The sequence below is a fragment of the Pseudaminobacter soli (ex Li et al. 2025) genome (assembly GCF_029892515.1).
In the GTDB taxonomy this organism is placed as follows: Bacteria; Pseudomonadota; Alphaproteobacteria; order Rhizobiales; family Rhizobiaceae; genus Pseudaminobacter; species Pseudaminobacter soli_A.
Genome location: NZ_JARXVF010000001.1, coordinates 147699 through 174162, shown reverse-complemented (window position 1 = coordinate 174162; position 26464 = coordinate 147699). Strand labels below are relative to the sequence as shown.

28 protein-coding genes are annotated in these 26464 nt (G+C 60.1%); 19 read left to right on the top strand and 9 right to left on the bottom strand.

The features are described 5' to 3' along the window. Nucleotides 1-6: 6 nt before the first annotated feature. Genes M2281_RS00890 through M2281_RS00870 form a run of 5 tightly spaced genes read left to right on the top strand, consistent with a single transcriptional unit; the run spans nucleotide 7 to nucleotide 4116 of the window. Nucleotides 7-402: a DUF6950 family protein gene (locus M2281_RS00890; protein WP_280819216.1), complete on the top strand. Its 396-nt coding sequence runs from the start codon at nucleotides 7-9 to the stop codon at nucleotides 400-402. Then, entirely contained in the window at nucleotides 396-2207 is a 1812-nt protein-coding gene (locus tag M2281_RS00885) for a fibronectin type III domain-containing protein (RefSeq protein WP_280819215.1), read from the top strand. The genes M2281_RS00890 and M2281_RS00885 overlap by 7 nt, the downstream gene beginning before the upstream one ends. Before the next feature lie 34 nt (nucleotides 2208-2241). Continuing rightward, complete coding sequence (locus M2281_RS00880; protein ID WP_280819214.1) at nucleotides 2242-3597, top strand: hypothetical protein; 1356 nt, start codon at nucleotides 2242-2244, stop codon at nucleotides 3595-3597. Nucleotide 3598: 1 nt separating this feature from the next. After that, the gene (locus tag M2281_RS00875) at nucleotides 3599-3853 is read left to right on the top strand and encodes a hypothetical protein (protein ID WP_280819212.1); all 255 of its coding nucleotides are present in this window, start codon (nucleotides 3599-3601) and stop codon (nucleotides 3851-3853) included. Beyond that, the gene (locus M2281_RS00870; RefSeq protein WP_280819211.1) at nucleotides 3850-4116 is read left to right on the top strand and encodes a hypothetical protein; all 267 of its coding nucleotides are present in this window, start codon (nucleotides 3850-3852) and stop codon (nucleotides 4114-4116) included. Before M2281_RS00875 ends, M2281_RS00870 begins: the two co-directional genes overlap by 4 nt. Before the next feature lie 18 nt (nucleotides 4117-4134). Here M2281_RS00870 and M2281_RS00865 read toward each other — a convergent pair whose 3' ends face one another. Together M2281_RS00865 and M2281_RS00860 are read right to left on the bottom strand one after the other, a co-directional pair. Then, a complete protein-coding gene (locus tag M2281_RS00865; RefSeq protein WP_280819210.1) occupies nucleotides 4135-6072 on the bottom strand; it encodes an acyltransferase family protein in 1938 nt (645 codons plus the stop codon). 362 nt (nucleotides 6073-6434) lie between these two features. Continuing rightward, a complete protein-coding gene (locus M2281_RS00860; protein WP_280819209.1) occupies nucleotides 6435-8387 on the bottom strand; it encodes an acyltransferase family protein in 1953 nt (650 codons plus the stop codon). A gap of 64 nt (nucleotides 8388-8451) precedes the next feature. Between M2281_RS00860 and M2281_RS00855 the strand changes: the two genes are divergently transcribed. From M2281_RS00855 to M2281_RS00840, 4 genes are all read left to right on the top strand, one after another. Continuing rightward, a complete protein-coding gene (locus tag M2281_RS00855) occupies nucleotides 8452-8613 on the top strand; it encodes a hypothetical protein (protein ID WP_280821180.1) in 162 nt (53 codons plus the stop codon). Nucleotides 8614-8664: 51 nt separating this feature from the next. Further along, nucleotides 8665-9516: a glycosyltransferase family 25 protein gene (locus tag M2281_RS00850; RefSeq protein ID WP_280819208.1), complete on the top strand. Its 852-nt coding sequence runs from the start codon at nucleotides 8665-8667 to the stop codon at nucleotides 9514-9516. 785 nt (nucleotides 9517-10301) lie between these two features. Beyond that, the gene (locus tag M2281_RS00845) at nucleotides 10302-10946 is read left to right on the top strand and encodes a class I SAM-dependent methyltransferase (protein WP_280819207.1); all 645 of its coding nucleotides are present in this window, start codon (nucleotides 10302-10304) and stop codon (nucleotides 10944-10946) included. 126 nt (nucleotides 10947-11072) lie between these two features. Then, entirely contained in the window at nucleotides 11073-12896 is a 1824-nt protein-coding gene (locus M2281_RS00840; protein WP_280819206.1) for an ABC transporter ATP-binding protein, read from the top strand. Between the two features lie 431 nt (nucleotides 12897-13327). Here the strand turns inward: M2281_RS00840 and M2281_RS00835 are convergent, their stop codons facing one another. Next, nucleotides 13328-13960: a hypothetical protein gene (locus M2281_RS00835; RefSeq protein ID WP_280819205.1), complete on the bottom strand. Its 633-nt coding sequence runs from the start codon at nucleotides 13958-13960 to the stop codon at nucleotides 13328-13330. A gap of 127 nt (nucleotides 13961-14087) precedes the next feature. Here M2281_RS00835 and M2281_RS00830 point away from each other — a divergent pair, with 127 nt between their 5' ends. From M2281_RS00830 to M2281_RS00820, 3 genes are all read left to right on the top strand, one after another. After that, on the top strand, nucleotides 14088-14840 hold the full coding sequence (locus tag M2281_RS00830) for a hypothetical protein (protein ID WP_280819204.1): 753 nt from the start codon (nucleotides 14088-14090) through the stop codon (nucleotides 14838-14840). Continuing rightward, nucleotides 14840-15073: a hypothetical protein gene (locus tag M2281_RS00825; protein WP_280819203.1), complete on the top strand. Its 234-nt coding sequence runs from the start codon at nucleotides 14840-14842 to the stop codon at nucleotides 15071-15073. Before M2281_RS00830 ends, M2281_RS00825 begins: the two co-directional genes overlap by 1 nt. A 129-nt stretch (nucleotides 15074-15202) precedes the next feature. Continuing rightward, on the top strand, nucleotides 15203-15556 hold the full coding sequence (locus tag M2281_RS00820) for a hypothetical protein (protein ID WP_280819202.1): 354 nt from the start codon (nucleotides 15203-15205) through the stop codon (nucleotides 15554-15556). A 106-nt stretch (nucleotides 15557-15662) separates the two neighbouring features. On the opposite strand, the gene M2281_RS00815 is transcribed toward M2281_RS00820, so the two are convergent. Both M2281_RS00815 and M2281_RS00810 read right to left on the bottom strand, forming a co-directional pair. Further along, nucleotides 15663-16370 (bottom strand): polysaccharide deacetylase family protein, encoded by a 708-nt coding sequence (locus tag M2281_RS00815; protein ID WP_280821067.1) that lies wholly within the window; start codon nucleotides 16368-16370, stop codon nucleotides 15663-15665. Between the two features lie 145 nt (nucleotides 16371-16515). Continuing rightward, nucleotides 16516-16773, bottom strand: a complete 258-nt coding sequence (locus M2281_RS00810; protein ID WP_280819201.1) for a hypothetical protein — start codon at nucleotides 16771-16773, stop codon at nucleotides 16516-16518. Between the two features lie 621 nt (nucleotides 16774-17394). Between M2281_RS00810 and M2281_RS00805 the strand changes: the two genes are divergently transcribed. Beyond that, nucleotides 17395-18063 (top strand): outer membrane protein, encoded by a 669-nt coding sequence (locus M2281_RS00805; RefSeq protein ID WP_280819200.1) that lies wholly within the window; start codon nucleotides 17395-17397, stop codon nucleotides 18061-18063. A 224-nt stretch (nucleotides 18064-18287) separates the two neighbouring features. Here the strand turns inward: M2281_RS00805 and M2281_RS00800 are convergent, their stop codons facing one another. After that, a complete protein-coding gene (locus M2281_RS00800) occupies nucleotides 18288-19499 on the bottom strand; it encodes a tyrosine-type recombinase/integrase (RefSeq protein WP_280819199.1) in 1212 nt (403 codons plus the stop codon). Between the two features lie 123 nt (nucleotides 19500-19622). On the opposite strand from M2281_RS00800, the gene dusA reads away from it, so the two are divergent. The 4 genes from dusA to M2281_RS00780 all read left to right on the top strand — a co-directional run bounded on the left by dusA (nucleotide 19623) and on the right by M2281_RS00780 (nucleotide 22119). Beyond that, complete coding sequence (dusA, locus tag M2281_RS00795) at nucleotides 19623-20639, top strand: tRNA dihydrouridine(20/20a) synthase DusA (RefSeq protein WP_280819198.1); 1017 nt, start codon at nucleotides 19623-19625, stop codon at nucleotides 20637-20639. 110 nt (nucleotides 20640-20749) lie between these two features. Further along, nucleotides 20750-21064 (top strand): ArsR/SmtB family transcription factor, encoded by a 315-nt coding sequence (locus M2281_RS00790; protein WP_280819197.1) that lies wholly within the window; start codon nucleotides 20750-20752, stop codon nucleotides 21062-21064. After that, a complete protein-coding gene (locus M2281_RS00785; protein ID WP_280819196.1) occupies nucleotides 21061-21489 on the top strand; it encodes an SRPBCC family protein in 429 nt (142 codons plus the stop codon). The genes M2281_RS00790 and M2281_RS00785 overlap by 4 nt, the downstream gene beginning before the upstream one ends. A gap of 21 nt (nucleotides 21490-21510) precedes the next feature. Further along, on the top strand, nucleotides 21511-22119 hold the full coding sequence (locus M2281_RS00780; RefSeq protein WP_280819195.1) for an ATP-dependent Clp protease proteolytic subunit: 609 nt from the start codon (nucleotides 21511-21513) through the stop codon (nucleotides 22117-22119). 6 nt (nucleotides 22120-22125) lie between these two features. Here the strand turns inward: M2281_RS00780 and M2281_RS00775 are convergent, their stop codons facing one another. Both M2281_RS00775 and M2281_RS00770 read right to left on the bottom strand, forming a co-directional pair. Next, nucleotides 22126-22833 carry a retropepsin-like aspartic protease family protein gene (locus M2281_RS00775; RefSeq protein WP_280819194.1) on the bottom strand — a complete coding sequence of 236 codons (708 nt, stop codon included), beginning with the start codon at nucleotides 22831-22833 and terminating at the stop codon, nucleotides 22126-22128. Between the two features lie 4 nt (nucleotides 22834-22837). Continuing rightward, complete coding sequence (locus M2281_RS00770; RefSeq protein WP_280819193.1) at nucleotides 22838-23071, bottom strand: DUF1289 domain-containing protein; 234 nt, start codon at nucleotides 23069-23071, stop codon at nucleotides 22838-22840. A 143-nt stretch (nucleotides 23072-23214) separates the two neighbouring features. On the opposite strand from M2281_RS00770, the gene M2281_RS00765 reads away from it, so the two are divergent. After that, a complete protein-coding gene (locus tag M2281_RS00765) occupies nucleotides 23215-24204 on the top strand; it encodes a nicotinate-nucleotide--dimethylbenzimidazole phosphoribosyltransferase (RefSeq protein WP_280819192.1) in 990 nt (329 codons plus the stop codon). On the opposite strand, the gene M2281_RS00760 is transcribed toward M2281_RS00765, so the two are convergent. Continuing rightward, complete coding sequence (locus tag M2281_RS00760; RefSeq protein ID WP_280819191.1) at nucleotides 24196-25731, bottom strand: sensor histidine kinase; 1536 nt, start codon at nucleotides 25729-25731, stop codon at nucleotides 24196-24198. The two genes, M2281_RS00765 and M2281_RS00760, sit on opposite strands and share 9 nt — an antisense overlap. Before the next feature lie 146 nt (nucleotides 25732-25877). On the opposite strand from M2281_RS00760, the gene M2281_RS00755 reads away from it, so the two are divergent. Then, nucleotides 25878-26423 carry a thermonuclease family protein gene (locus tag M2281_RS00755; RefSeq protein ID WP_280819190.1) on the top strand — a complete coding sequence of 182 codons (546 nt, stop codon included), beginning with the start codon at nucleotides 25878-25880 and terminating at the stop codon, nucleotides 26421-26423. Nucleotides 26424-26464 lie beyond the last annotated feature (41 nt).

The following is a 26464-nucleotide window of genomic DNA, read 5'->3' as shown; positions in this document are numbered from 1 at the left end:
TTGCCTATGACCGTTGAAGAATTCATCGCCGCCGAGGCTGCGAAGCCTTTCGCATGGGGCGAGACAGATTGTGCGTCCACCGCTGACCGCTGGGTCGAGCAGGTGCGCGGGTTTTCGCCCATGGCGCTGTTCGGCCGGCGCCATCGGACCCGCGACGAGGCCATGGCATGGCTCGCCGAGCCGGGCGGCATCATGATCGCCTTTTGCCAGGTCATGCGCATGTCCGGGTTGCGGCAGATCTTCTCGCCGCAGCTCGGCGATGTTGGCATGGCCATTCTCGACCGACGGGCGTGCATCGCCATCCATGCCGGCCACTGCTGGTTTTCCCGTCATGAAGACGGGCTGGTCGGCGTGCCTCTCAACAACGTCTGGAGAGCATGGGAGGTGATGCCGCGATGTTGAGAACGTGCAACCTTCACCTCGAAAGCTCAACCTCGTTCTACGGCCCGAGCGTCAATCATACCGGCTTCATTGAGGGCGCCATTCTGCTGGCGCTGACCTCGGCCGGCGTTACCGGCGCCGCCCTCGGCATCGCCACCACGCTGCTCACCTATGGCACCGTGATCGGGCTCAGCATCGGCCTGAACTTCCTCGCGTCATCGCTGTTCCGCCCGCCGCAGCCGAAGCCCGAAGACATGCAGCAATCCGTGCGGCAGCCGACGCAGCCGCGCACGCGCCACTATGGCCGTGTGAAGGTCTCCGGGCCGTGGGTGTTCGCCGAGGCCAAGGACGGCGGCTTTCACAAGGTGATCGCGCTGGGCAGCGGTCCGATCGACGCCTTCGAGGAGGTCTGGATCGATGACAGGAAGGTGGTACTCGACGCCGGTGGGGTGGTGACGACCTGGCCGTGGAACAAAGGTGGCGCGCGCGTCCTGTTGCGTCGCGGGCTCGGCCTGGAGACCGTCTACCCACAACTTCTGGGCAATTTTCCGGAGTGGACAGCGGCACATCGCGGTGACGGCATTGCCAGCCTCTATGCGTTTCAGACTATCTGCCCACAAGAAGACTATATGACGCGCTGGCCGAATGGCATCAACACGACCTATCGTGTGGTGATGCGGGCCGCGACGGTCAAAAACCCGATGACCGGAACGGTCGCCTGGAACGACAATGCCGCCGCGGTGGTGCGTGACTACATCACCCATCGCGACGGCATGCGGTTGCCGGAGGCCATCGTCTCGACGCCCCTGGCGCAGGCCGGCTTTATTGCTTCCTACGGCCGTTGCCAGGAAGCCATTCCGCTCAAGGGGAGCAGCACCGAAGCGCGCTACCGGCTGTGGGGCAGCTACAGCCTCGACGAGCGGCCGGCCGATGTTCTCGGGCGTATGCTGGCCTGTTGCGACGGCCGTCTGGTGCCAACTCCGGACGGCGGGCTGACGCTCGACATCGGCGGGCCGGACGCAGCCGACGTTGTGCTCGGCCCGGATGCGTTCACCGGCTTCAGCGAGCTCGGGCGCGGCCGCGATATCCTGTCCACCGCCAACACCATCCGCGCCACCTTTCTCGACCCGACCGGCGACTATCAGGCAGCGGACGCCGACCCATGGGTCGATGCCGAGGATGTCAGCGAGCGCGGCGAGATCGTCGCCGACCGGCAGTTCAACATGTCGCCGTCGCACTCGCAGTGCCGGCGCCTGATGAAGCTGGAGGCCTATCGGGCAAACCCGAAATGGGTCGGCACGTTCCAGCTCAATCTGCGTGGCCTTGCCGCCTTCGCCAAGCGCTATGTCCGCATCCAGTATCCGCTGTTCCAGATCGATGAGCGCGTCGAGATCCAGGACTTCAAGTTCATCGTCGGCGAGGGCGGCATCCTGACCGGCGTGGCCATCCAGGTGCAGTCGATGCCGGTGGCGGCCAGCCAATGGGATCCGGCGCAGGAAGAGGGCGAGGCGCCGGTGGCCGACGATTCGGAAGGCAGTGGCGTTCCGATCCCGGCCGCACCGCTCGTCGACATCATCGCCGGCCCGAAGGCGCGCCTGTCGTTCTCGCCACCGCCCAGCACCGCCTTTGTCTATCAGGTGCAGTTCAAGAAGGTGGCTGATGCCGACTGGACGCTGATCGGGGAGATTGCGCCAGAGGCCACCTCGGTCGTCACCTCGGTGCTGGCGGCTAGCACACAATATCAATTCCAGCTGCGCCTGATCACCACCGCCGTTGGCTTTGCCGGCGACTGGTCGCCCTCGACCACGGCGACGACACCGGCCTGACGCCATTTTCTGAAACTGCATTGGAGCAATTGGCATGGTTTCCAACGCCAACACGATCTTTCGTGACTTCGAAACCGACGGGGTTCCCGCATCTGGCCCGCACAGCCCGCGCAAGGTGGAAATCCGCGAATGGGGGGGCTGGATAGAACAGCTGCACGCGGGGATCCAGGCCGGTGGCGGCCTCGTCTTCCAGATCAAGGCGGCAATGACGCTTGGTCATGCCGCCAACCAGATGGCCTGGGTCATCGCCGATCCGGTGACGGCCAACAATGGCATCTACCAGAAGCTGGGCGGCTCCGGTGCCGGATCGTGGGTTCGGATCGGCGATCTGCCATATTCGTTCATCCGGGCGTCGAACACCGGTGCAGGAACGCCGAACGCGATCAAGGCCACGAGCGTCATGCCGATCCCGACTGCGGATGGTGCGGCGCTGATCACCGTCAACGTGACGGACCACAACACGGGCCCGGCGACGATCGCCTTCAATGGCGATCCCCCGCTGGCGATCAAAACCAGCAGCGCCCATGATGTTGCCGCCGGCGGGCTGCAGCCGGGCATGATCTTGGCTGGCTATGTCAGCGGCTCGACGCTCCGTCTCCTCACCGATCAGGCAAGCGCGGCAATCCAGGCGGCGGCCGAAGCGGCGCAGGCGGCCGCGGCAAGTTCGGCGACCAACGCTGCGGCAAGTGAAGCGCTGGCCAAGAAGTGGGCAACGGAAGCCGAGAATACGGAAGTCGCGCCCGGGCTGTTTTCCGCCTTCCACTGGGCACAGAAGGCGGCATCCTATGTTCTGGGCGGCATAGCGGCGGCGATCCATGGCGCACCGGCCAAGGCAACACCAGTTGACACAGACGAATTCGGCTACGCCAACAGCGCGAGCGGATTTGGCCTCGTCAAGATGACGTGGACGAACGTCAAGGCCGCGCTCAAGGCTTACTTCGACTCGATCTACGCAACTGCCGCCCAAGGCGCACTGGCAAGTGCCGCATTACCGAAGACGGGCGGCGTACTCACCGGCGCGGCCGGCGGCGATCCTGGCGCCGGCAAGCTCAACGCGAGCGAGTTGCAGCAGAACGGCACAGCTATCGCCAACGCGAAATACGTGTCCAAGGCGTGGGTTGTTTTCAACGGCATCGGCACCGTAGCGGTATTGGATAGCCTGAACGTGTCCAGCGTGACGAGGAACACTACAGGGCTATACGTGGTGAATTTCACCACGCCGAGACCGAGCGCCGACTACGCCATCGGCTGGAGCGTCGGCGTTACCAATGGCATTGTCGCGGCGCGCGTTACGTCTAAGAACACCACAGACTTCGCTATCTCAACGATGAACTCAGCCTTCACCGGGGCTGACTGCGCTTACGTGAGCGCATGCGTGTTTGGAGCCTGACATGACAAATCTCATCATCTATCCGAATGGCTCGGGGGTGGCTGTGGTCACGCCTTCCGGCACGCTCCCTTTGTCGGAAGTTGCCCGCAAGGACGTGCCGGCTGGCGTCCCTTACCGCATTGTGGATGAAGCCGATCTACCGTCTGATTACAGCGAATTTGACCGATGGACCGCTGATTTCAGCAACCCAGACGGTTACGGCATCGGTGCGGTGACATGGTTTGCGGAACGGGCTGCCAAGGAGGTCGAAGAATGAGCGTGATCACCATTCGCCTTACTCCTCCGGCGCCAGTTCCGGATAGCGTATCGGCGCGGCAGTTCAAGCTTCAGCTTCTGGCCTCCGGCTTGCTCGATGCCGTTGAGGCGTGGGTTTCCTCCCAAGATCGCTCGGTCCAGATCGCCTTTGAATACAGCGGCTCCTTTGTCCGTTCCGAGCCCATGATGCAGCAGGGCTTTGCCGCGCTTGGCTTCACCGAAGCAAAGATCGACGCCTTCTTTGCAGCGGCTGCCAGCCTCTAACGCGGCTGATTTGTCGCTCTATAGAATCGCGTCGCGTAATTTCTCAACGAGCAGTCTTTCACCGTCTGCCGTCAGGTGGTGAAGGTCATAGTACAGGGGAAGCCCGTTCTTGCTTGGCTCGCAATCTTGCCGGCACAGCACTTCCGTTGGGTCAATGAAGCGAACATCAGGATGTTGTGACATCAAGCTGTAAACTCCCGCAATCTCGTCGGCGCGTTGAGTTTCAAATTCCGTACGCGACAGGCCGCAACCGTCTCCTTCGCGAAGGAGGCATAGCGCTATAGGGCGCGAAAATACCGGTGTAGGCCCGACTACAACTATCCTGCTAACACCGAGCGCCTTTAGCCAAGTAATCGTGTTGCCTAGGCCGGTCTTGATTATGGTGCTTCTGCCTTCTTTGTTGGCGAGCCACAGCGATTTCAGAACGACAAAGCTGGGCGTGCGCCCTGTCTGTCGAGCCACATCTTCTACGGCGCTTTTGGCACGTTCCGTGCAGTTGCTGCGGTCGATTGGGGACCGAACACCAACCCCCAAAAGGGGAGGGCATCCCTGTTCTACGACAATAGCCAACCTGCTGCCGGATTCCTGCGCTATTTCATTGATCGTGGGATAGCCAGTTTCGGCGTGAGAGTCGCCTAAGAGAAGCCCGTATGGAGCCCTGGCGAGGTACTCCACGCATTCTGGCGTTGCCACTTCAGTTTCCGTCAGAGCGCAAGGGTTCTCTACGTATATTTTCTCTCTGTCGACGCGGTGGAGATTCAGGTCGGCCGTGTTTCGTTCTGCAATCGGCTTGCTGACAAAGAGAACGCTCGCCGCCGTCAAGGTCATGAGCGCGCAGGCCAAAACACCGGCTGCAAAGATTCTCTTGTCGCCAAGGGCGGCGATGATCTTGGCGCGGTTCAGCTTCATTGGCCTTTCGACCATGAAATAGGTGAGTACGGCCAGCAAAAGCCCGAGGATCGCAACAGCGCTGTCCCCTATCAGGTCGCGCGAGCCGTATCGCCAGATGCGGCCAAAGCTCAAAAGCGGCCAATGCCACAGATACCAGGAGTATGAGACGAGGCCGATCCAGGCCAGCGGCCGAACTGCCAGTAGCCTCACGGTTGCGGTTCCCGGTCTCGCCAGCCCAACGGCCAGCAGCGCGACGGCACCGAACACCGGCACTAACGCGCGCCAGCTTGGGAAATTCAACGAGCTGTCAAACCCAACAACGGCGCCGACGATTGCCAGCGCGCCAACCAGTCCTAGAACTTCGACCGCCAAAGGCTTTGCTCGCGTAAGACGAGAGGCAAAGTACGCCGCAGAACCACCGGCAATGAACTCCCATGCCCTGAACGGCGCAATGAAGAAGGCATACGGCCGGCTGCTCATGCTGGCCATCAAACAGGCGGCAAACGACAGGCCGGCAAGCAGCAGGGTGGCACGCCTGATGCCGCGAGGCAGGCAGAACGCAATAATGAACGGCGCGGCTAGATAGAACTGCTCCTCGACCGCGAGCGACCACATGTTAAGCAGCGGCTTGAGGTCAGAGACGGTCTCGAAATACCCTTGGCGCTCAAAGAAGTAGTGGTTCACCAGCATCATTGATGACCACAAGAGCTGGTTGCCGAACTCTTTGAACTCCTGCGGGGTAACGAGCACGAAATTCGCAATCGCTGCGCTCGCCGCCAGCACGAGGACAAATGCCGGTAATATGCGAATGGCGCGCCGGGAGTAGAAGCGCCACACGTTGAATGTGCCGGCCCGGCTTTCTTGCACGATCTGGTTGATGATCAAGTAGCCGGAGATGACGAAAAACACGTCAACGCCGACGAACCCACCTGCAAAACCAGGCACCCCTACGTGATAGAGAACAACAGCCAATATCGATATGGCCCGAAGGCCATCGATAAACGGAATGTTGCTGCTCTGCACTGAAACGGCCGAAGCACCGGCCACCGTCACCCGCTGATTCATAGCGGATCAATCGCATTTTCGATTCGCAAACTCAATCACGGCGCGCGTCGCAACCAATTCAACCGTCTTCGAATTTCGCGCCGTCCTCCCGCACCCTGCGGGAATGATGACGGCTGCACCCTATGGCGGCCGGGGCAACGCCGGACCGAACAACGGCTTGACCTATCGAGGTCGCGGACTTTGCCAGATCACCGGCAAGGAGGTGTGCACGAACCTCGGCAACCTGCCGCGATCTAGTTTGGTTTCACACCTTTTCCGAGATGGAAAAGGTGATGAACGGCCAGCGGGTGCAGCCGACAGTTGAGGCGTTCCTTGCTGAACTGCCATCCATCGAGGGGCTGGCTCTCTAAGGCCTCTTTCCTTCACAAAATCGCATCTCGCAATTTGTCAATGAGTATCATTTCGCCGTCTGCTGATAGATGGTTAGTGTCAATATATAGAGTAACTCCGTCTATGCGCGGCTCGCAATCAGGGCGGCATAGTACTTCTGCGGGGTCGATAAACCGAATATCGGGGTGGGCCGCCAGCACGTTGTCAAAGGCATTCATGATTTCCGCGCGCTGAATTCCAAACTTGTCTGCCGAGACGCCACAGCCTTGTCCACGTCGCAAGGCGCACAGAGGAACTGGATCAGCGAAGCTTGGAGTCGGCCCCACAATTATTATCTTGTTAGTCCCGAGAGCCTTCAGCTGGCTGATCGTATTCTCAAGGCTTTCGCGGAACTTTACGTCCGGTTCATCGAGTCCAGCGTTGAATGCTTTGATCCAATAGGACTTGAGCACAACAAAGTCTGGCGCGTGTCCAGCCCGTTGCACAAGGTCGCTTACTGCCATCCGCTGGCGGTCTGAGCAATCCATATCGGGATTGAATCGCGTGTGAATACCCGCACCCCAAAGTGGTGGACACGAGTGCTCGACGACAAGACCCAACCGAAGTCCACTACCTTCCGCGACACTGTATAGCGCTGGATAGGCTGTTTCGGCATGAGAATCTCCCAGGAGAATACCATATGGAGCGCCGGAAAGGAGCTTGGTACATTCCGTCGATGCGCTACCGCTATCGAGCAAAGCGCATGGGTTGCTGGGGTATATTTCGTCCGTGTTCACCGGATTCAGGTTAAGTTGGGCATAGTTTCTTTCGGCATTTGGCTTACTGATAAAGAGAGCGCTTGCAGCCGCCAAGGTCATGAGTGAACAGGCCAAAACACCGGCTGCAAAGATTCTCTTGTCGCCAAGGGCGGCGATGATCTTGGCGCGGTTCAGCTTCATTGGCCTTTCGACCATGAAATAGGTGAGTACGGCCAGCAAAAGCCCGAGGATCGCAACAGCGCTGTCCCCTATCAGGTCGCGCGAGCCGTATCGCCAGATGCGGCCAAAGCTCAAAAGCGGCCAATGCCACAGATACCAGGAGTATGAGACGAGGCCGATCCAGGCCAGCGGCCGAACTGCCAGTAGCCTCACGGTTGCGGTTCCCGGTCTCGCCAGCCCAACGGCCAGCAGCGCGACGGCACCGAACACCGGCACTAACGCGCGCCAGCTTGGGAAATTCAACGAGCTGTCAAACCCAACAACGGCGCCGACGATTGCCAGCGCGCCAACCAGTCCTAGAACTTCGACCGCCAAAGGCTTTGCTCGCGTAAGACGAGAGGCAAAGTACGCCGCAGAACCACCGGCAATGAACTCCCATGCCCTGAACGGCGCAATGAAGAAGGCATACGGCCGGCTGCTCATGCTGGCCATCAAACAGGCGGCAAACGACAGGCCGGCAAGCAGCAGGGTGGCACGCCTGATGCCGCGAGGCAGGCAGAACGCAATAATGAACGGCGCGGCTAGATAGAACTGCTCCTCGACCGCGAGCGACCACATGTTAAGCAGCGGCTTGAGGTCAGAGACGGTCTCGAAATACCCTTGGCGCTCAAAGAAGTAGTGGTTCACCAGCATCATTGATGACCACAAGAGCTGGTTGCCGAACTCTTTGAACTCCTGCGGGGTAACGAGCACGAAATTCGCAATCGCTGCGCTCGCCGCCAGCACGAGGACAAATGCCGGTAATATGCGAATGGCGCGCCGGGAGTAGAAGCGCCACACGTTGAATGTGCCGGCCCGGCTTTCCTGTACGATCTGGTTGATGATCAAGTAGCCGGAGATGACGAAAAACACGTCAACGCCGACGAACCCGCCCGCAAAACCAGGTACCCCTACGTGATAGAGAACAACAGCCAATATCGATATGGCCCGAAGGCCATCAATGAACGGAATATTGCTGCTCTGCACTGAAACGGCCGAAGCACCGGCCACCGTCACCCGCTGATTCATATCGGATCAATCGCACTTACACGCAGAAATCTCAATCACGCCAGAAGGCGGGAAAGGACATGCCATGGACAAAACCGTTCCGGCCGGAGCGGCGATGCTGCTCGGCTTCATCGGCGACATCGAGGCTCCGAAGGGCTACGGCACCATCTACGGTAACAACCAGGGCAAGTTGCCAAAGCCGCTCACCAGCATGAAGCGCAGGTTGGGGAATGAGTGTCAGTTGTAAGTCCATTCTGGTCATGCAATAGCTCGTACAGGGATTGCATGGGGCTTCGCATTGTTTAGTGTATTCTTAATAAACATGGATCTGGCGCGTGAGCGTCGGGAGCGAATGCGCTCTCTGTTTAAGGCATTTGGGCTTGAATACGAGCGTATAGCGGCAGTCGATGGATCTACGCTGTCGGACGACACTATCAAAGGCCTTGTGAGGCTTTCGCCCGGAATGGCACCACCAACACCGGCTCAAGTTGGTTGCTTCCTTAGCCATAGAATGGCCTGGGAGCGAGTCGCCAATGGCGACAGAGATTACGGCCTTATTCTTGAAGATGACGCGATATTTGCGCGCAATTTCAGGTCGGTCGTTGCTAATCGAAAGCTGTTCAGAGGATCTCCAGATATCATCAGGCTCGAGGGGTGGCCGGATGTGGTGTTGACTTCTGGCGGCAGCAAGAGGATCGGCCACGGTTACAGGCTCCACAACCTCACATGGGACACATACGGGACTTGTGGCTATCTCGTGTCGCGGCGAGCCGCCAAGGCTTTGCTAAAGATGGCCGAGCACTACACGTCGCCAATCGACCACATGCTGTTTACCGCCAGCAGTGACATATACCAGACGCTGGATATCAAGGCGTTGGTGCCTGCCGCATGCTATCAGTATCTTTGGTATCACGGCGAAGCCGAAGGTCCGTTGGCCTCAACCATTCCATCTTTGGCCCATTCAACCTCGGAGTCTCCTCCGCCTCCGAAGTTGGAGAAGGAAAAAGAACCGCTCTCTGTTAAGATTTTCAAAGAGCTGAAGCGCACAAGGATCAAAGTGACGCGTCTTGCGAATGGCCAGAGATGGAAATCGATTGATTTGCACCCAATTGGCCCCCTGAACTTGACCGTGCATTTATCGGATATTTGACCTGTCGTTGTTGGCCAAAACTGTTTCTATCCAGCGTCGTTCAGCATCCCAACAGTGGCCGTTCCAGCCTGAGTGCGAGAACCCAAATAGATGTATGGCGGCGTCTGGATACTGGTCGTGAAAGTAATCTATGACCAAAGCGCCAGAGGACGGGATGACATCTTTTCTTGCGCCATGGCTTATCAACGCATGCTCCGTGGCGACCAGACGCGACATGGGTATGAAGCTGTACGGGCGGCGCTGCACAACAGATCGCAGGATCTCCGCCGTATAATCTGGTGGGCACCCGTCCAATCTAGGGCGGCCATTCAGAAAGCTCGGCAGTTCTGTCGGGTCAGCCGTTAGCAAAAACTCTTTAGCCGTCCGACGAACGGTTGAATTGATCAACTTTGGGGATTTCGCGAACTCTTCCCCGGGGTGAGACCAATTCACTACCACAAGGACATCGGTTCGTTTTCCGGCTCCACCATAGTTGCTCGCTCTGTTGAAGCGCACAACGATATCTGCTGCGTCAATCACAGCCGAGGATTTGCGGTCAACCTTGCCGTTGCCGACAATAGCAATTGTTCGTGGCTTGGAAGTCCTGCCCTTTGGCTGTCTGGAAAATGCTCGAAGGATGGTGGATAGCGGGATTCTTAGCATATAAGGGGCCTCTGAAAGCGATTCCTAGCGCCTAATATCGCTAATCGCGCAACTACAACATACTGCTGCAGGTGGTATGAACGGCTAACGATGCCAACGTGTTCGACTGATACATTGCAACGCTTGTTATAAAGTGATGATTCATGGGTTTCTTGCGCAATTTTCGGATCAAAATTGGCCTGAAAAAGGCTCCTGAAAGCCGCCCTACCTACATTAGGCCGCCAAACATTCATGCTCCAGTTGATGTTGGCGAAGTTGTTGGCGGCAAATTCGATAGGCGGCCAGATATCACGCGATTGCTGCCGATGGGTGGTATAGGGATTGAGCTTGGAGTCGCGAAGGGGTGGTTTTCCCATCAGATACTAGCAAACTCGCGGCTTGATCATCTCTTCAGTGTAGATAGATGGGCTGGCGATCGCGGCCATGATGTGAGTGAATATAAGGATGCGTTACGACTGCTGCTTCCATACAAGGAGCGGAGTACATGCCTTCGGATGTTATTTAGTGAAGCCTTGGACCTCTTCCCTGACGGCTACTTCGACTTCATATATATCGACGGATATGCCCACACTGGCCAAGAGGGAGGGGAAACGCTAAAATCGTGGTGGCCGAAACTGAAGGTTGGAGGCCTGTTCGCCGGCGATGATTACGGGCCGGATTGGCCGCTTGTTATGCAAGAGGTTGACAGTTTTGCCTTCGAGCATGGGCTTGAATGCATGACACTGACGCCAAAGGTGGTTGAAAGTGAGTTGTCCCACTACCCGAGCTGGCTGGCATTTAAGAGATAAGCTTGTACTCGGTAGTCAACCTCTATAGGCAAGCCGTCTCGATGACGCTATTAGGATCGCCGAACGAACCGCGTGGCGGGCGCGGTAGCGCAATCTTGACGGACGATCTTTAATTTGAGCTCTAGAATGAACAGTGGGACCAAACCCGACAGCGGCGAAATCATTGCCGTGATCAAGCGCGTGCTTGCGGAAAACGGCCGCGAATATAAGCGGCCCTATATCATTGCTACGTTCTGCATGATCGCGGTCGGGCTGACGACCGCCTTTCCTGCATGGGTCATCAGCAAGGTTATCGACGATGTGTTTTATCGTCAGGACACCGGCTTGATCGCACTCATCAGCCTGGGAATTGTCGGGGCGTTCACGATCAAGGGCGTGGCCGGCTACGGGCAGGCGGTGATCCTGGCCAAGGTCGGCAACAATCTCGTCGCCCGCTACCAGCGCCGAATATTCGACCACCTGATGAAGCTCGATGTCGGCTTCTTCTCGCAGCAACGGTCCGGCCACCTTGCCGCGCAGATCAACCAGAATGTCGGCGGCATACGCGACCTCTTGTCGATGACGCTGACGGCGGTGGCGCGCGACTCCGTCTCGCTGATCTCGCTGGTGGCGCTCATGTTCTGGCAGGACCCGCTGCTGTCGGTGGCCGCCTTCCTCATCGGCCCGCCGCTGGTGATATCGGTCAACTACCTGATGCGGCGGCTGCGCTCGATCACCCGGCAGGCGGTGGAGATCAACTCACGGCTGATCGGCTCGATGCAGGAGGCCACCCAGGGCATCAGCGTGGTGAAGGCCTTCACCATGGAAGACCAGCTGTCGCGGCGGATGATCAAGATGATCGACCACGCCGAGGAACGCTCCAACAAGATCGCCACGGTTTCGGAACGGCTGACGCCTATTGTCGAAATACTGGCCGGCATCGCGGTTGCAGGCATCGTCGCCTATGCAGGCTTCCGCTCCGCCTATACCGGCCAGCCGCCCGGCACGATCGTTGCCTTCATCACCGCGCTGCTTCTGGCTTACGATCCGGTGCGCCGGCTGGCCAAGCTGCAGGTCGGGCTCGAGCGCTCGCTGGTCAATGCGCGCATGATCTACGAGATCCTCGACCTGACCCCGCAGCAGGGCGACGCGCCTGACGCCAAGGCAATCAAGGTCGGCAAGGGCGAGGTGCGCTTCGACAACGTTTCCTTCGCCTATGGCGAGGACCTGCCGGTGCTGACCGAGGTGAGCTTCGTGGCCGAGGCCGGCAAGACGACGGCCATCGTCGGCGCTTCCGGCGCCGGCAAGACGACGCTGACGGCGCTGCTCGAACGCTTCTACGACCTCGACGGCGGCAGCATCATCGTCGACGGGCAGGACATCTCCAAGGTGACCAAGCACTCGCTGCGCAGCTCCATCGCCTATGTCTCGCAGCAGCCATACCTGTTCGAAGGCACCATCGCCGACAACATCCGCTATGGCCGCGAGGACGCTACGGACGACGAGATTCGCTTTGCGGCGACGCAAGCTGCCGCCGACGAGTTCATCCGCCAGCAGCCCAACGGCTATGACACGGCCGTGGGCGAAAACGGCGTGACGCTTTCGGGCGGCCAGCGCCAGCGCATCTCGATCGCCCGCGCCATCGTGCGCAACGCACCGATCCTGCTTCTGGACGAGGCCACCTCGGCCCTCGACAATGAATCAGAGGCGCGTGTGCAGGGAGCGCTGACGACGATAATGAAGGGGCGCACCACGATCGTGATTGCCCATCGCCTGTCGACGGTGATCAATGCTGACCGCATCGTCGTAATGGAGGCCGGCCGGGTGATTGAACAGGGCACGCATGAGGAACTGCTGGCCAACCCGCAGGGCACCTATGCGCGCTTTTACCGCCTGCAGAACAAGAAGGGTCTCGACCTGGTAGACGACACCGCGCAGGATGAGCGTTTGAGCCTGGGCGCCATCAGTTGACATGCCTATCTAACTCATGAACCGCCAAGCGCCATTACAAGCAGGATGAAGGTGGGGCCATTTCCAGCCTCTGGGCCCCATCGCCGTAGTCAGGCATCTATCTGGTCCTAGCTCCCCCGCCGCGCCAAAGCGCTAATTGCTGAGTTACCGGACTTCGAATGGCTTTGATCGCCTTCTCGGCAACAAGGATATAGGCACAGCAGGTTGAGTTCGTGAATCTTTGCCACGAACATCGGGGTTACATGGCCAGCACCGTGGCCACTTGGGCGGCAGATGCTGCGTCCTTTATCGCCTGGCGCGACGTGGTCTGGGTGTACGCCTTTGCTGAACTTGACAAGCTGCAGAGTAAATAGCGACCCCAGATTGGCATCAAGGACTTCATCGCGGAGTTCCCTGCGCTCGCCTGGCCTGCATCTTGACCGAGCGCAACTTCACGCGCGCCACGCGCTAGGTATGATATGGCGCAAATTGTGCTTGGTGCGTCGAAGCTGGTAGCTGGCCTGAGATATCAGTGGCGGCGTAATCGTGAACTGCCCAAGATGCTGCTTCCAAACTTCTGGGTCGCCCTCCCATTCATTGTCGTTGTCGTTATCTGGCGCCGGCAGGATCAGATAAGGTTTGTGCGCACAGCGCGATGCGATCACCTTGGAAAGTTCGTGGAACGCATCCTCTCCCATCGGTTTCGCGAGCACAAAAAGCGTCGAGAGGTAATTCGAGAAAGCGTTGCGCACCCGTCTCGCCCATTCATCGTGTTTGGCTCGGGCCTCCGGGTAGAGAAGCGTCAACTGCTCACCGGTGATGCCGCCAGGAAACTCATGCTGGTGTTTCACGCGGTGCTGTCCGTGCCACACATGGCCGTTCTCAACTACCAGGTCGTCACGCTCGAACATGCCAGAGAAATCGCGGTAGATATATTCGAGCAGCGCGGCATCTGGCGTGATTTGCCAATCGAACACGCCACGACGACCAATGCGCGTGACGTGTTTGCCAAAGACGAGTTCCATGTTGTGCTTAGCCCGGCAGGATGAGCCAAGGCTTATCGCCTGCTGAAAATTCTTCCGCATCAATCTTCCCCTCTCAGACAGACTTTAGCCGGCATCACCAGGTCATTCAATCGTCTTCGAATTTCGCGCCGTCCTCCCGCACCCTGCGGGAGTGATGACGGCTGCACCCTCACAGAAAGGAACTTCCATGGACAAGACCGTTCCAGCCGGAGCGGCGATGCTGCTCGACTTCATCGGAGATATCGAGGCGCCCAAGGGCTACGGCACCATCTACGGCAACAATCAGGGCAAGTTGCCAAAGCCGCTCACCAGCATGACGGTGGGCAAGGTGGTCGATGCACAAGCGTCTTGGACAAAGCAGTTCAAGTCGTCGGCCGCCGGTCGCTACCAGTTCATGCGCAAGACGCTGCAGGAACTCGAGAAGGCACTTAGCCTGCGCGGCAACCAGCTGTTCGACGCCGATCTGCAGGACCGACTCGGCTATCACCTGCTCAAGCGTCGCGGCTATGACGAGTTCATGGCCGACCAGATTGACCGCGCCGAATTCGGCAAGCGGCTGGCGCAGGAGTGGGCGTCGCTGCCAGTGCTGGCGACTGTCGCCGTGGGCAAGCGCAAGGTGGTGCGCGGCCAGAGCTACTATGCCGGCGACGGGCTCAACAAGGCGCTGGTGGCGCCCGAACGCGTCGAGGCCGTTCTGGACAAGGTCAAGGCGGCGAAGTCCGAAGCCGAGCCAGCGGCAAAGGCTGACACCGCGCCGCTGGGCAAGTCCAAACGCCTGTGGACCTGGCTGACGACTGGCGGGACAGGTGTCGGCGTCCTTTCCGGTGTCGCCGGGCTCGATGTCTGGCTCCAACGTGGCATCGGTGTCCTGCTCATCGGGCTGGCGGTCTATGCCATCGCCACCATGCCAGACGTGCGCAAGAGACTGGGGCTTGGCTGATGCGCGAGTATCTCGTCATCGGCGGCGCGGTCATCGCGATCGCGCTCCTCGGCATCAGCCACTGGCAGGGCTTTCAGCGAGGCGCGGCGTCCGAGCGCGCCGCAACCCTCACCCGATCAATCGACCTCATCCGCGAAAGGAGCAAGACCAATGCGGAAATCAATCGTCTTGATGCCGCTGGCCTTTGCCGCGAGCTTGGCGGCCGGTGGGTGCAGCCTGACACCTGCGAATGACCGCGCCGGCTTCGAACTGCTGACGCCTTCGCCAGCGACGCGACAGTTCATCATCCGCAATGATGAGTCTTTCGCGCGTCAGGTTGCCGCTCACAATCGAATCTGCAACAGCCAGCATGGGTGCCGGAAATGACGTTGGGCCAGATACTGGAAGCGCTGGGCATCAATGGCTCCGTGGTCGTCGCCGGGCTTTCCGGTGGCATCTTGCGTGCGCTGTCGCGGAAGAAGTTGAAGGTGCGCGAGGTGATCCTGTCGCCGATCTGCGGCGCACTGGCTGCTGCCTATCTTACCCTGCCGATGGTTCATTACCTCAAGGCAGTCGGCTGGCCTCTGCCCGCCGAGGATGCCCAGGTCATTCTCGCCTCTGCCTTCCTGATCGGCACCTGTGCGATGTGGATCTCAGACATCGTGTTTGGGGTGGTCGCGCGCCGGTTCAAGATGCAGCCGCCTAGTGACCACACCATCGATACTCTCATGAAGTGATTGATCGTCGGCTAAGCTGCCTTGAGTTAACGACAATCCGCACTTGCATTAATCCGCCGTTGGTCAGGTATTCAAGACGAAGACAATCGTCATCTGAAGCATCAGTTCACCTTGTGAGGCACTTCTTGAGGAAATGTAGCCAGGTGTGCTTGCACCGGATCGTCAGGCGCGGCAGCCCAAAGGGGTCGTCTCCCTTGCCTGCGCGCCGCCGAGTGGTTGTCGTTGCGTAATCATAGCCCGCATCGCGCGCGAGCTTGCGCATATCGGCATTTTCGTCGCCATAGGGGTAGCAGAACGAGGTCACCGCTTCGCCAATGATGTCCTGTAGTTTCTCGCGCGATTGGGCGATCTGCTTTATTGCTTCCTCGAAGGGAACTTGCGGCAGATGCACATGGTCGAGTGTATGCGAGCCGACTTCATGCCCGAGTGCCGCCCATTCCCGTAAATGCGTGGCCGACATGCAGGGAGCCGGCGCCACGCCGAACGGAATGTCCCAGGCATTTCGCCCGCCGACCTGGTTGGCGACGAAGAAATTGGTCGCCGTGAAGCCATGCTCCTGCAATACGGGCAGAGCTTTTTCGTAGACGTTGAGAAAGCCGTCGTCGAAGGTGATTGCTGCGACTTTGCCGGTCTTTTCGCCCCGGATATAGGGCATCGCCTCGCGTAGCGATAAGCCCCGATAGCCAAGCCGTTTCAGCCAGTTCATTTGGCGACGGAACGCGTCAGGATGAACGGTAAAGCTGCGAAATGGTGCGCTCCGGACAGGCGGAATATCGATCTGGTGGTAGAGAAGGATCGGTATTAACCTTGGCATCAACGGGTTCCGCTTGAGTATTTGACGAACTGCCTGCGATAAAACGGCCACAGAATTTCGCGCGTGAGTATTCAAACAGAGATTTCTTCTGCTTGATCGCGCTGCCGGCAATACTTTCCGAAAATGCTAAAATAGCAACCGCTAGTCATCTTTGCATACATAACGATAGTTTAAAATTACAATACATCACAATAGTAGAATGAATAGCAACAAATAATTGCAGCGTAGCTGCGTGCGGGAGTTTCTGGCGAAGCGCCTCGTTATTGGAGCCGTACTGCTTGCAAATTGCATCCTCCGCATCGGTCCAGACAGGATCGCCATTGGGAGTTGCTCCGCGGTATTGGATACGGCGTCTGGCGCGGTCGGGAGCGTCGGCATTGCGGGTGTATTCCGTCAAGTGCATTCCATTCTCCTCTCACCCCCTGCCGGTTCTGAGCGAAGCAACGAGAGGCGCTTCGATCAACCGGAGAAGCCGCGCAATTCCCGCAATACCCGCCTTCCCTAACGGTAGGTGTTAATATCTGTTGATGGCTGAGCAGCGCCGGTCTCCGCCGCGTACCGTGATTTTGTCGCGGGCCAGTTCGCAAGGCCAGCGCATGGAAAGATCACCAAGCTGTTGCCAGGTGTGATCAGTCGAACCAAGGTTTTCACTCCAGAGAATGTGAACATCATGCGCCACGCGGTCGAACGCGTCCGCACCGAGCGACGGCTGCCGCCTCGCGGGGCCGAAGCAGAACGTCTCGCCGCTAAGGCGCTCGACCTTTTCAAGGCTGGCTACATCAGGGAGGCAGCGCTCTCCAGAGCGCTCAAACTCCAACACAGAGCTGGAGAACGGGCAGGGGCTTCTATCGTTCCGGCTGCCTAGCCGCGCTGCCCTTTCCGAACCTGATGCTCCTACTTATATTAGAGATATAGCATTGAAATGCCTAGGAAACTTGTCGGCAGTGTTGCGGAGCTGCAACAGACTTTTTGGCTTTCATCGCCTAGCTGTTAACTGCAATTCTTACCTGATTTGAGGAATCCAATGTTTTCGAAACGCATCGCCGTCCTGGCTGCATTTTCCACCATTCTGTCGACCGGCGCCTTCGCCGCAGATATCGTCGTACCGGAAGTCATTCCGGTATTCAGCTGGACCGGTGCTTATGTCGGCCTGAACGCCGGCTTCGGCGGCGGCAAGTTCAAGCATGAGTTGCCCGTCGTTGGCCCTGCCCCGTCCTTCAACCCCTCGTCCAATGGTTTCGTTGGTGGCGTTCAGGTCGGTTATAACTACCAGATCGACCAGTGGGTCGTGGGTGCCGAGGCTGATTTCCAGGGCGCCAGCATCAAGGGTGAAACCGATCTTGGCTCCTTGGTGGGAGGGCCCAAACTCGGCACTAAGCTTGACTGGTACGGCACGGTGCGTGCGCGCGCCGGCGTGCTGGCAACCGATCGCCTGCTGGTCTACGCAACCGGTGGTCTCGCCTATGGCCACACCAAGACATTCATCGAGGACGCTGTCTTCGGTATAAGTGAGTCGAAGACCAAGGCCGGCTGGACGGTCGGCGCAGGCGTCGAATATGCTGTCACCGATCACGTCAGCCTCAAGACCGAGTATGCCTATACCGATCTTGGCAAGGCACAGGTCCTCGAGGGTATGATCGACCGGAAGGTCAACTTCCACACCGTCAAGTTCGGCATCAACTACAAGTTCTGATCTGCACTCCCGCGGTGACCTCTGGCCCCGGCGAAAGCTGGGGCCTTTTACTTTGGGCTGGCTGCCAATGTCGCCAGGACTGCAAAATCGGTAACGTTTTTGTGCAAATCCGCCGAGGCTAGAGGCGCGAGCGATCGATTCTGGCCAGCGCCGCAAAGCGACGGAATATCAACGCGCTAGGTAGTTCTTTGGTGTATGGGAAACTGGTGCGGACGGCGCGCACTCTACCCAGCGCTGCGACGCGAGCGAACTGCTGCGCCTTCCGCTTCGTGCCAACGCTCCGAACGCAAGCGCCGTGGCAATTCGCCCTTCTTCATGATCCGCAATCCACTGATCGGCTTCGCGGCCTCAACAATCCACTTCCATCCGGCGTATTTGTCTCCGACCTGCCGGATATGTGTGTATCGCTGTAAGCTTTGCCATGATCTGTGACCGCTCACAGATGCAACATTCGGAATGTTCTTGCCCATTTCGAACTGGCGCGAAATGCCCTCGTGACGCAGATCGTGGAAGTGCAGTCGTTCCGCGTCTGGCATGTCTTCCGTGTTGATCTCAAGAAGTAGGCAGGCTCTGGTAAATGCCGCGCCGATGGCGTCTGTCGTGTAGGGGAAGATCTCATCGGCAAGCTTCGGCATCGAAAGGGCGACTTGCAGCGCTTCGTCGGGCAAGTCGCACCAGATGTGGTTGCCTTCCTTGTTTTCGGGGTCCTTCATGTCGCGGACCAGCACACGTTTGCCTTCTGTGTCGAGATCATCCCACCGAATGCAGACGATCTCCTCCTGCCGGCGTGCCGAGAATATCCCGAACACAATGATTTTTTGCATGGGGGTGACCGTGCGGCGGCGCTTTTGACGCTCGCCGAAGTAGACCATGAGTTTATCAAGCTCTCCGAGAGTGGGGCGACGTTCGCGTTTGGTCGACTTCTTCACGAGCCCGAGCCGCTTGGCGACCGTCCAAGCGTCGTCCATCGCTCTCGGCTCCAAGTCATAACCCCACGCGGCACGAGCTATGGTGAAGATCGAGCCAAGGTGCGAAAGATAGTTTCCGACCGTCTGCGGGACCACGCCGGTCGCGAGCTTTTCCTGGGCAAACTTGACAATGTCGGTGCTGCCGATCTGCGAACAGCGCTTACCGGCAATAGTAAAATCCTTGATGGACCGGAGCACCTGGGCTTTCGTCTTGCCTAGCTCCTTGTTCGATTCCCGGATGTATTGATCAATGACGTCTGCCAGTGTCGGATTGCCAGCCTTCAGGCTGTCCAGCGCTCCAGGCTTCGAAAGTTCCTTCTCTCTTTTCTCAAGCCAGGCCGCCGCTGCCTGACTTCGGTCAAAGGTCTTGTTCTCTCTATGCGCGATCTTGCCGTCGCGCTTAATGACTAATTGCGCTAGATAGCCAACGGATCCATCTTTGCGTTTGCGTGGTGTGATCGCACCCATGGCCCCGTCTCCAGCGGTACAACATGGCCGCAGAAGTACAACATTGTTGTACTGGCGACAACCAAATGCGACGAAATCCGCAGAAATACGCGGAAAATGCGTAGGACAAATAACGAAGCTAGAATGAACAAGAGAGCCGAAAAAGATAATAATTACAAGGAGTTTAGGCTTGCGATTGCACCGATGATGGACTGGACGGACCGTCACTGCCGGTTTTTCCATCGTCAGCTTTCGCGCAATGCGCTGCTCTATACCGAGATGGTCGTGGCCGACGCCGTGATCCACGGTGCGCGCGAACGGCTTTTGGCGTTTTCGCCGGAAGAGCATCCGGTTGCGCTGCAGCTTGGCGGTTCCGATCCGAAGAAGCTGGCCGAGGCCGCAAGGATCGGCGAGGAGTTCGGTTACGACGAGATCAACCTCAATGTCGGCTGCCCGTCCGACCGCGTGCAGTCCGGTACTTTCGGCGCCTGCCTGATGAAGACGCCGGAGCTGGTGGCCGAATGCGTGGCTGCCATGCGGCAGGCGGTGAAGATCCCGGTCACCGTCAAATGCCGCATCGGCGTCGACGAGCAGGACCCCGAGGTGGCGCTCGATGCGCTGGCCGATGCTGTCTTCGCGACGGGTATAGAAGTGCTGTGGGTGCATGCGCGCAAGGCTTGGCTCGAAGGCCTGAGCCCCAAGGAAAACCGGGACATTCCGCCGCTCGACTACGATCGCGTCTATCGGCTGAAGGCAAAGCACCCGAACCGTTTCATCGGCATCAATGGCGGCATTCAGACTCTAGATGAGACCGCAAAACATCTCGAGCATGTCGATGGAGTCATGCTCGGTCGCGCCGCCTACCATACGCCCGGTATCCTGGCCGAGGCCGATGCGGTGGTATTTGGCGAAGCCGCGCGGGAATTCGACTATGCCGCCTTGATCGACACGATGGCTGCCTATGCCGCGCGCCATATCGAAGCGGGCGGCCGGCTCGGCCATGTCACGCGCCATATGGTCGGGCTGTTCCATGGCCAGCCCGGTGCACGGCGCTTCCGCCAGATTCTCTCCACCGACGCGACGCGGCCCGGCACGGGACCGGAAGTCCTGTACAGCGCCTTCGCCGCCGTCGAGCAGGAACGCGCCAGCCGCGCAGCCTGATATCTCCTGCACACTCAACGTTCGACGCCCGGTGGCTACCTTGGCCGCCGGGCGTTTTCGTATTCGGAAGCGCCTTGCCAAAACGATAAGCGTACACTTATATGTGTTGCATGATCGAGTCTGAAATCTTTCGCGCCCTTGCCGACCCCACGCGCCGCGCCGTCTTCGAGCGGCTGGCCGACAGGGAAATGAGCGTCGGTGATCTCAAGTCGGGCTTTGCCATTTCGCAGCCGGCGGTGTCCCAGCATCTGGCGGCCTTGCGCAAGGCGGGGCTGGTCGCCGAACGGCGCGACGGACGCAACGTGTTCTACCGCGTTGCGCCGGAAGGACTGACGCCTCTCGCAGGCTGGGTGGAGCGCTACCGCAGCTTCTGGCCGGAGCGCGTGGAAAGGCTGAAGGACGTGCTGAAGGAAATGGACCAATGAGCGAGCAGCCGAACGAGCCGCATGACGAGATCGTGGTCGAGTGCACCCTGCCGGATGCGCCGGAAAAGGTGTGGCGGGCGCTGACCGTGCCCGAACTGCTCGGCGCCTGGCTGCTGCCCAACGATATGCAGCCAGTGGAAGGCGCCCGGTTCTCATTCGATGGGGCACCGGGCGAGGGCGGCAAGGTCGAATGCGAAGTGCTCGACATCGAGCCGCACCGGCTGATCCGCTATTCCTGGCGTGACGCCGGAACCGTGCGCGACGGGCTCGCCACCGCCGTCACCTTCCGCCTCGATCCAGCCGATGGCGGCGGCACGCATCTGCGCATCGTGCATGAGGCCCGGGTTGTCGCCTTGCCGGTCGCGCGGCCGCAGACCCTTGCCGCCAATACAAACCGCCCCGCCACGATGGCGCTGGCTGCCTGATCGCCTCACAGGAGAACGCACATGAGCGGATTGAGCAATCTCGTGCCGATGGTCGTCGAGCAATCGAGCCGCGGCGAACGCGCCTTCGACATTTTCTCGCGCCTGCTGCGCGAGCGCATCATCTTCATCAACGGGCCGATCGACGACAATGTCTCCGCGCTGGTCTGCGCGCAGCTCCTGTCGCTGGAATCCGACAATCCGAGGAAGGAAATCTCGCTCTACATCAACTCGCCGGGCGGGGTGGTCAGCAGCGGCCTGGCGATCTACGACACGATGCAATTCATCTCGAGCCCGGTGTCCACCGTGTGCATGGGCACCGCCGGATCGATGGGCTCCTTCCTGCTCATGGCCGGCACGGCAGGACGGCGCATCGCGCTGCCCAATGCCTCGATCGTCCTGCATCAGCCGTCGGGCGGCTTTCAGGGGCAGGCATCGGACATCCAGCGCCACGCCGAAGACATCGTCAGGCTGAAAAAGCGCCTCTATGCGCTCTACGCCAAGCACTGCGGACGTACCCTCGAAGAGGTCGAGCGCACGCTGGACCGGGATTATTTCATGACGGCCGAGGAAGCGCTCGACTGGGGCATCGTCGATCATATCTACGAGCGCCGCGAACTGACGGCGGCGTAGAGCGGATCAGTCGCGGAGAATCATCCGGTCGCCGCGGATGTCGAAGCCCGACAGCGAGCTGAGAAAATTCATGCCAAGCAGGCTTTGGCTGAGCATGCCGGGCGCTGCCACCAGCACCGTCTGGTTGCGGCGGCTGATGGCGCCCAGCTCGATATTGCGTGCCACCACGCGCGCCGCCGTGGCGTCGCCATTGGCGGTCGAAACAGGGATGGTGAAGTCGAGGTCGGACGGGTTGAAGCCGGCCCGCTCGGCATCGGCGGCCGTCAGAACGGTCGCGGTCGCGCCGGTGTCGACCAGCGCGCGGACCGGCGCGCCGTTGATGTTCAGCCGGGCCTCGAAATGGCCGTTCGGCGATTTCTCGAGCGTTACCGTGGAGCGGCCTTCGGAATCGGTCAATGAAAGCGGGCTGCCGGGAACCAGACCGGCGGTGACGCGGTTGGCTACGTCCTGCAGCTCGTAGCGGTACTGGTAGCCGGCGATCAGAACCAGCACGAGGAGTAGCCAGAGGCCGAGATTGCGGACGATGTCGCCGAAGTGGTGCCGCGCGTTCAGGATGCCGGCGCCGATGACCGCGCCGAATATGCCGAGATAAAGCACGCGGCCCATTGTGTTGCTGGAGATTCCGGATGCGTCGCCGCTCATGTCGTTGACGAGCAGCAGCAGGAGGCCGATGCCCATGACTGCCAGAACGATCCAGATTCCGCGCCCTGCCATAGGTTCAGACCGCTTGATCTCTTTCGCGCGCCATGCGCGCACGCCGCGTTTCGCGGCGAGGGCGGCGTTCCACCGTCTCGAGCCGCGCCGGCAGTTCAGTCATGACCTCGCGCCGCCGCTCGGGCGTCATGCCTATCCAGCCGGAAATCTCCTCGCGGGTGCGCCCGCAGCCAAAACAGTAACCGGTCTTCATGTCGACCGAGCAGACGAGGATGCAGGGCGATTCAATGGCCGTCATGGAGCCTTCCCGTTGGTGCTCTCCAAATGGGACAGCTGTGGCGGCAATGCAAGTCCCAGCTGTACGAGACGTTTCGGCCATTGTGCCACGAAGCCAACGCGGCTATGCCGCTGCCAACGACCATTCTCCCAGGTTAAAACGACATGACCAGTGCGCTTCCTTTCGACGATTTTCGTACCCTGATGACTCGGCTGCCGGCAGGCGACGAGGCTGCGGGCGAACGCGTGCGGGCGCAGTTTTCCAAGGCCGAAAAGCCGGTGGGTTCGCTTGGTAGGCTCGAGGAGCTGGCCGCGTGGCTGGCAACTTGGAGCGGCCGGCCGCCGGCGGTCAATCGCCCGCTGGTGGCGATCTTCGCCGGCAATCACGGCGTGGCGCGCCACGATGTTTCGCCCCGTTCGGTCGAGGCGACGGCGCGCGCGGTGGAGCTGACCGCCGCCGGCGGCGCGGCGATCAACCAGATCTGCCTTGCCAACGATGTCGGCCTCAAGGTGTTCGACCTGGCGCTGCACTTGCCCACCGAAGACATCACGCAGGACGCGGCGCTGGACGAGCGCGGCTGCGCGGCAACCATGGCCTTCGGCATGGAAGCGATCTCGGGAACGGACCTTTTGTGCATTGGCGACCTCGGCGTGGGCAACTCCACCGTGGCAGCGGCCATGCTGGCTGCGCTGCATGGCGGCACCGGCGCCGATTGGGTCGGCGCGGGCTCGGGCGCGGACGCCACGATGATCGCCCGCAAGGCGAAGGTGGTCGACGCCGCACTGGCTTTGCACAGCGCCCACCTGAAGGATCCGCTGGAAGTGCTGCGCCGGGTTGGCGGACGGGAATTCGCCGCGATTGCCGGCGCCATCATCGCTGCTCGCATGGAAAAGGTGCCGGTGATCCTCGATGGACTTGCCGCGGTTGCATCCGCCTCGGTGCTTTATGCGCTCACGCCGCGCGCGCTCGATCATTGCGTGGTAGCGCAGGCATCTCCGGAGCGTGGTTTCGGCAAGGCGGTTGAAAAGCTCGGCATGAAGCCGCTGCTCGATCTCGACATGGCCCATGCCGAAGGAGCGGGTGGTGCACTCGCAGCCGGGCTGGTGAAGGCCGCAGCACTTTGCAGCACGGGGATGGCCGCGGCACTACGCTGATTGGCGACGGCGGCCGGCGGCCGCCACGGCCTTGGTCGGCAGTGCGGGCAGCACTTCCATGACCCGCGACAGCGGGAAGATGGCGATCGCCTCGGTGCCCTCACGCAGCTTCGAGTGAAGCTGGAATTCGCCGCCGTGCATGGCGATCAGGCCCTGCACGATCGGCAGGCCGAGGCCAGTGCCTTGCTCCGCACTCTTGATGGCGATTGAGCCCTGGCCGAAGGCCGAAAGCACGACCGGGATTTCTTCAGGCGGAATGCCCGGTCCATTGTCCTTCACCGACAGGTATTGGCCGCCACCGGCGGTCCAGCCCACGCGCACCAGGATTTCGCCGCCGGGCGGGGTGAACTTGACGGCGTTCGACAAGAGGTTGAGCGCGATCTGCCGCACCGCGCGCTCATCGGCATAAAGGCGGGGCAGCTCGGCCTCGAATTGCTGCACGATGCGCAGATCCCGGTTGTGCGCCTTCAACTCCATCAGGTGGCAGCATTCTTCCACGATGTGCAGAAGCTGCACAGGCTCCTCGTTGAGCTGGTAGCGCCCTGCCTCGATGCGCGAGAGGTCGAGGATTTCGTTGATGAGGTTGAGCAGGTGCTGGCCCGAATCGTGCACGTCTTGCGCATAGTCGCGATAGGTCGCGTTCTGCATCGGCCCCAGCACCTCGTTCGACATGACTTCCGAGAAGCCGAGAATAGCGTTGAGCGGCGTGCGCAGCTCGTGGCTCATGGAGGCCAGAAAACGCGACTTGGCAAGGTTGGCCTCTTCGGCACGGCGGCGCGCCTCGTCCGACATCGACTTTGCGGTTTCGAGTTCGGCGATCAGGCCGTCCTTCTCCGAGCGAAAGGACAGCAACATGACCGAGGAGCGGTTCAGCCGGCTTGCCACATAGGCGAAGAAGGGCAGCGAAAGCGCCAGAAGCGCGGTCATCAAGAGATCAACCGCTTCCGGCGAATGGGAGATGCCGACACCGTAGATCACCACCGGCAGCGCGAAGGTGACGAGCAATGCGCCACGCAGCGAGGACGCGATCAGGGCGGTCGCGGCCATAGCCAGGAGCAGTATGACCGCCTTGACGATGGGGAACTGCTCGAGCTGGCACTCTTCGCAGCCGATCCCGGCGAAATAGGCCCAGCCGAGGCCGGAGAGGAAATGGCCGATCAGGAAAATGCGCTTGACGCCCTGCGTGTCGAGCTTGGCCAGATCCATCTTGCTGACGCGGTGCGCCACCAGCGCCAGGCCCGCATAACAGGTGGTGGTGAGCATCGCCCAGATAAGGATTTCGCCCCGCATGCCGGCGATCAGCCCCGCCACCGTAATGACCAGAACCAGGAGCGGGATTGCTGTGGCACTGCCGGTCATGGCGTGGGCATGCAGCCTCAGAAGATCGCGGTCGAAGGCGAGCGCGCCAGGGCGCTGGGCGAGGCGGTCGCGTGTCCTGCGCACGGCGCGCGCGACATCGCTGTTGCGGCGCCGTTTCGTGCGATCCACAATGTTCTTGTCGGCGATGTCGGAGCGCAGCAACGCCATTTGAGGTTTCAATTTATGCGAGCAATCGATTTCAGACGCTTAGGCTACGCTGGAATAATTAAGAGACTATTTGCCATATGCTTCGAATGACGCGATATCGCCCGCTTTCAAGGCCTTTTACCAAATCGCGTGGTGCCTTCCGAACGGTGTTCGACATCTGCCTCGCTGTGGCGATTCTCGGCATGCTTGCGGTCGTGGCCGCACGCTTCGACCGCATGGCTACGCGTCAGGACACCGGCTCGGTCATCGTCAATGACGGCGATACCGTCACGCTGAATGGCGAGCGCATCCGGCTCATCGGCATGGACGCGCCCGAATACATGCAGATCTGCAACAAGGGCGGCGTCGACTACCCATGCGGGCGCCAGGCGCGGGAAGTGCTCGTCAGGCTGATCGCCGGCAGGAGCGTCACCTGCGAGGGCTCGAAGCGCGACCGCTACAGTCGGCTTCTCGCCGTCTGTAGGGCAGGCGGCGTCGATCTCAATCGCGCGATGGTCGAGCAGGGCTGGGCGGTCGCCTATGGCGATTACACCGACGCCGAACGGATGGCGCGCGATCGCCGCGCCGGCATTTGGACCGGCACCTTCGAGCAACCGAGCGACTGGCGCGCCAGCCATCGCAAAAATGCCGAACCCGTAAACCATACCGGCGGCTGGTTTCTCGACTGGCTGCGAGAAATCCTTCGGTTTTAGCGAGGGCGCGCTATAGTGCGGCCAAACATACTGCGGGAGAG

What these genes read in the sequence shown, in the direction of transcription:
- M2281_RS00865 (WP_280819210.1), bottom strand. Translation starts at nt 6,072, where the DNA reads ATGAATCAGCGGGTGACGGTGGCCGGTGCTTCGGCCGTTTCAGTGCAG.
- M2281_RS00770 (WP_280819193.1), bottom strand. Translation starts at nt 23,071, where the DNA reads ATGACGGCCATTGAATCGCCCTGCATCCTCGTCTGCTCGGTCGACATG.
- dusA (WP_280819198.1), top strand. Translation starts at nt 19,623, where the DNA reads ATGAACAAGAGAGCCGAAAAAGATAATAATTACAAGGAGTTTAGGCTT.
- M2281_RS00855 (WP_280821180.1), top strand. Translation starts at nt 8,452, where the DNA reads ATGGACAAAACCGTTCCGGCCGGAGCGGCGATGCTGCTCGGCTTCATC.
- M2281_RS00880 (WP_280819214.1), top strand. Translation starts at nt 2,242, where the DNA reads ATGGTTTCCAACGCCAACACGATCTTTCGTGACTTCGAAACCGACGGG.
- M2281_RS00810 (WP_280819201.1), bottom strand. Translation starts at nt 16,773, where the DNA reads ATGCACTTGACGGAATACACCCGCAATGCCGACGCTCCCGACCGCGCC.
- M2281_RS00870 (WP_280819211.1), top strand. Translation starts at nt 3,850, where the DNA reads ATGAGCGTGATCACCATTCGCCTTACTCCTCCGGCGCCAGTTCCGGAT.
- M2281_RS00825 (WP_280819203.1), top strand. Translation starts at nt 14,840, where the DNA reads ATGCGCGAGTATCTCGTCATCGGCGGCGCGGTCATCGCGATCGCGCTC.
- M2281_RS00780 (WP_280819195.1), top strand. Translation starts at nt 21,511, where the DNA reads ATGAGCGGATTGAGCAATCTCGTGCCGATGGTCGTCGAGCAATCGAGC.
- M2281_RS00875 (WP_280819212.1), top strand. Translation starts at nt 3,599, where the DNA reads ATGACAAATCTCATCATCTATCCGAATGGCTCGGGGGTGGCTGTGGTC.
- M2281_RS00860 (WP_280819209.1), bottom strand. Translation starts at nt 8,387, where the DNA reads ATGAATCAGCGGGTGACGGTGGCCGGTGCTTCGGCCGTTTCAGTGCAG.
- M2281_RS00845 (WP_280819207.1), top strand. Translation starts at nt 10,302, where the DNA reads ATGGGTTTCTTGCGCAATTTTCGGATCAAAATTGGCCTGAAAAAGGCT.
- M2281_RS00815 (WP_280821067.1), bottom strand. Translation starts at nt 16,370, where the DNA reads ATGCCAAGGTTAATACCGATCCTTCTCTACCACCAGATCGATATTCCG.
- M2281_RS00800 (WP_280819199.1), bottom strand. Translation starts at nt 19,499, where the DNA reads ATGGGTGCGATCACACCACGCAAACGCAAAGATGGATCCGTTGGCTAT.
- M2281_RS00840 (WP_280819206.1), top strand. Translation starts at nt 11,073, where the DNA reads ATGAACAGTGGGACCAAACCCGACAGCGGCGAAATCATTGCCGTGATC.
- M2281_RS00775 (WP_280819194.1), bottom strand. Translation starts at nt 22,833, where the DNA reads ATGGCAGGGCGCGGAATCTGGATCGTTCTGGCAGTCATGGGCATCGGC.
- M2281_RS00835 (WP_280819205.1), bottom strand. Translation starts at nt 13,960, where the DNA reads ATGCGGAAGAATTTTCAGCAGGCGATAAGCCTTGGCTCATCCTGCCGG.
- M2281_RS00765 (WP_280819192.1), top strand. Translation starts at nt 23,215, where the DNA reads ATGACCAGTGCGCTTCCTTTCGACGATTTTCGTACCCTGATGACTCGG.
- M2281_RS00885 (WP_280819215.1), top strand. Translation starts at nt 396, where the DNA reads ATGTTGAGAACGTGCAACCTTCACCTCGAAAGCTCAACCTCGTTCTAC.
- M2281_RS00785 (WP_280819196.1), top strand. Translation starts at nt 21,061, where the DNA reads ATGAGCGAGCAGCCGAACGAGCCGCATGACGAGATCGTGGTCGAGTGC.
- M2281_RS00890 (WP_280819216.1), top strand. Translation starts at nt 7, where the DNA reads ATGACCGTTGAAGAATTCATCGCCGCCGAGGCTGCGAAGCCTTTCGCA.
- M2281_RS00790 (WP_280819197.1), top strand. Translation starts at nt 20,750, where the DNA reads ATGATCGAGTCTGAAATCTTTCGCGCCCTTGCCGACCCCACGCGCCGC.
- M2281_RS00805 (WP_280819200.1), top strand. Translation starts at nt 17,395, where the DNA reads ATGTTTTCGAAACGCATCGCCGTCCTGGCTGCATTTTCCACCATTCTG.
- M2281_RS00760 (WP_280819191.1), bottom strand. Translation starts at nt 25,731, where the DNA reads ATGGCGTTGCTGCGCTCCGACATCGCCGACAAGAACATTGTGGATCGC.
- M2281_RS00820 (WP_280819202.1), top strand. Translation starts at nt 15,203, where the DNA reads ATGACGTTGGGCCAGATACTGGAAGCGCTGGGCATCAATGGCTCCGTG.
- M2281_RS00830 (WP_280819204.1), top strand. Translation starts at nt 14,088, where the DNA reads ATGGACAAGACCGTTCCAGCCGGAGCGGCGATGCTGCTCGACTTCATC.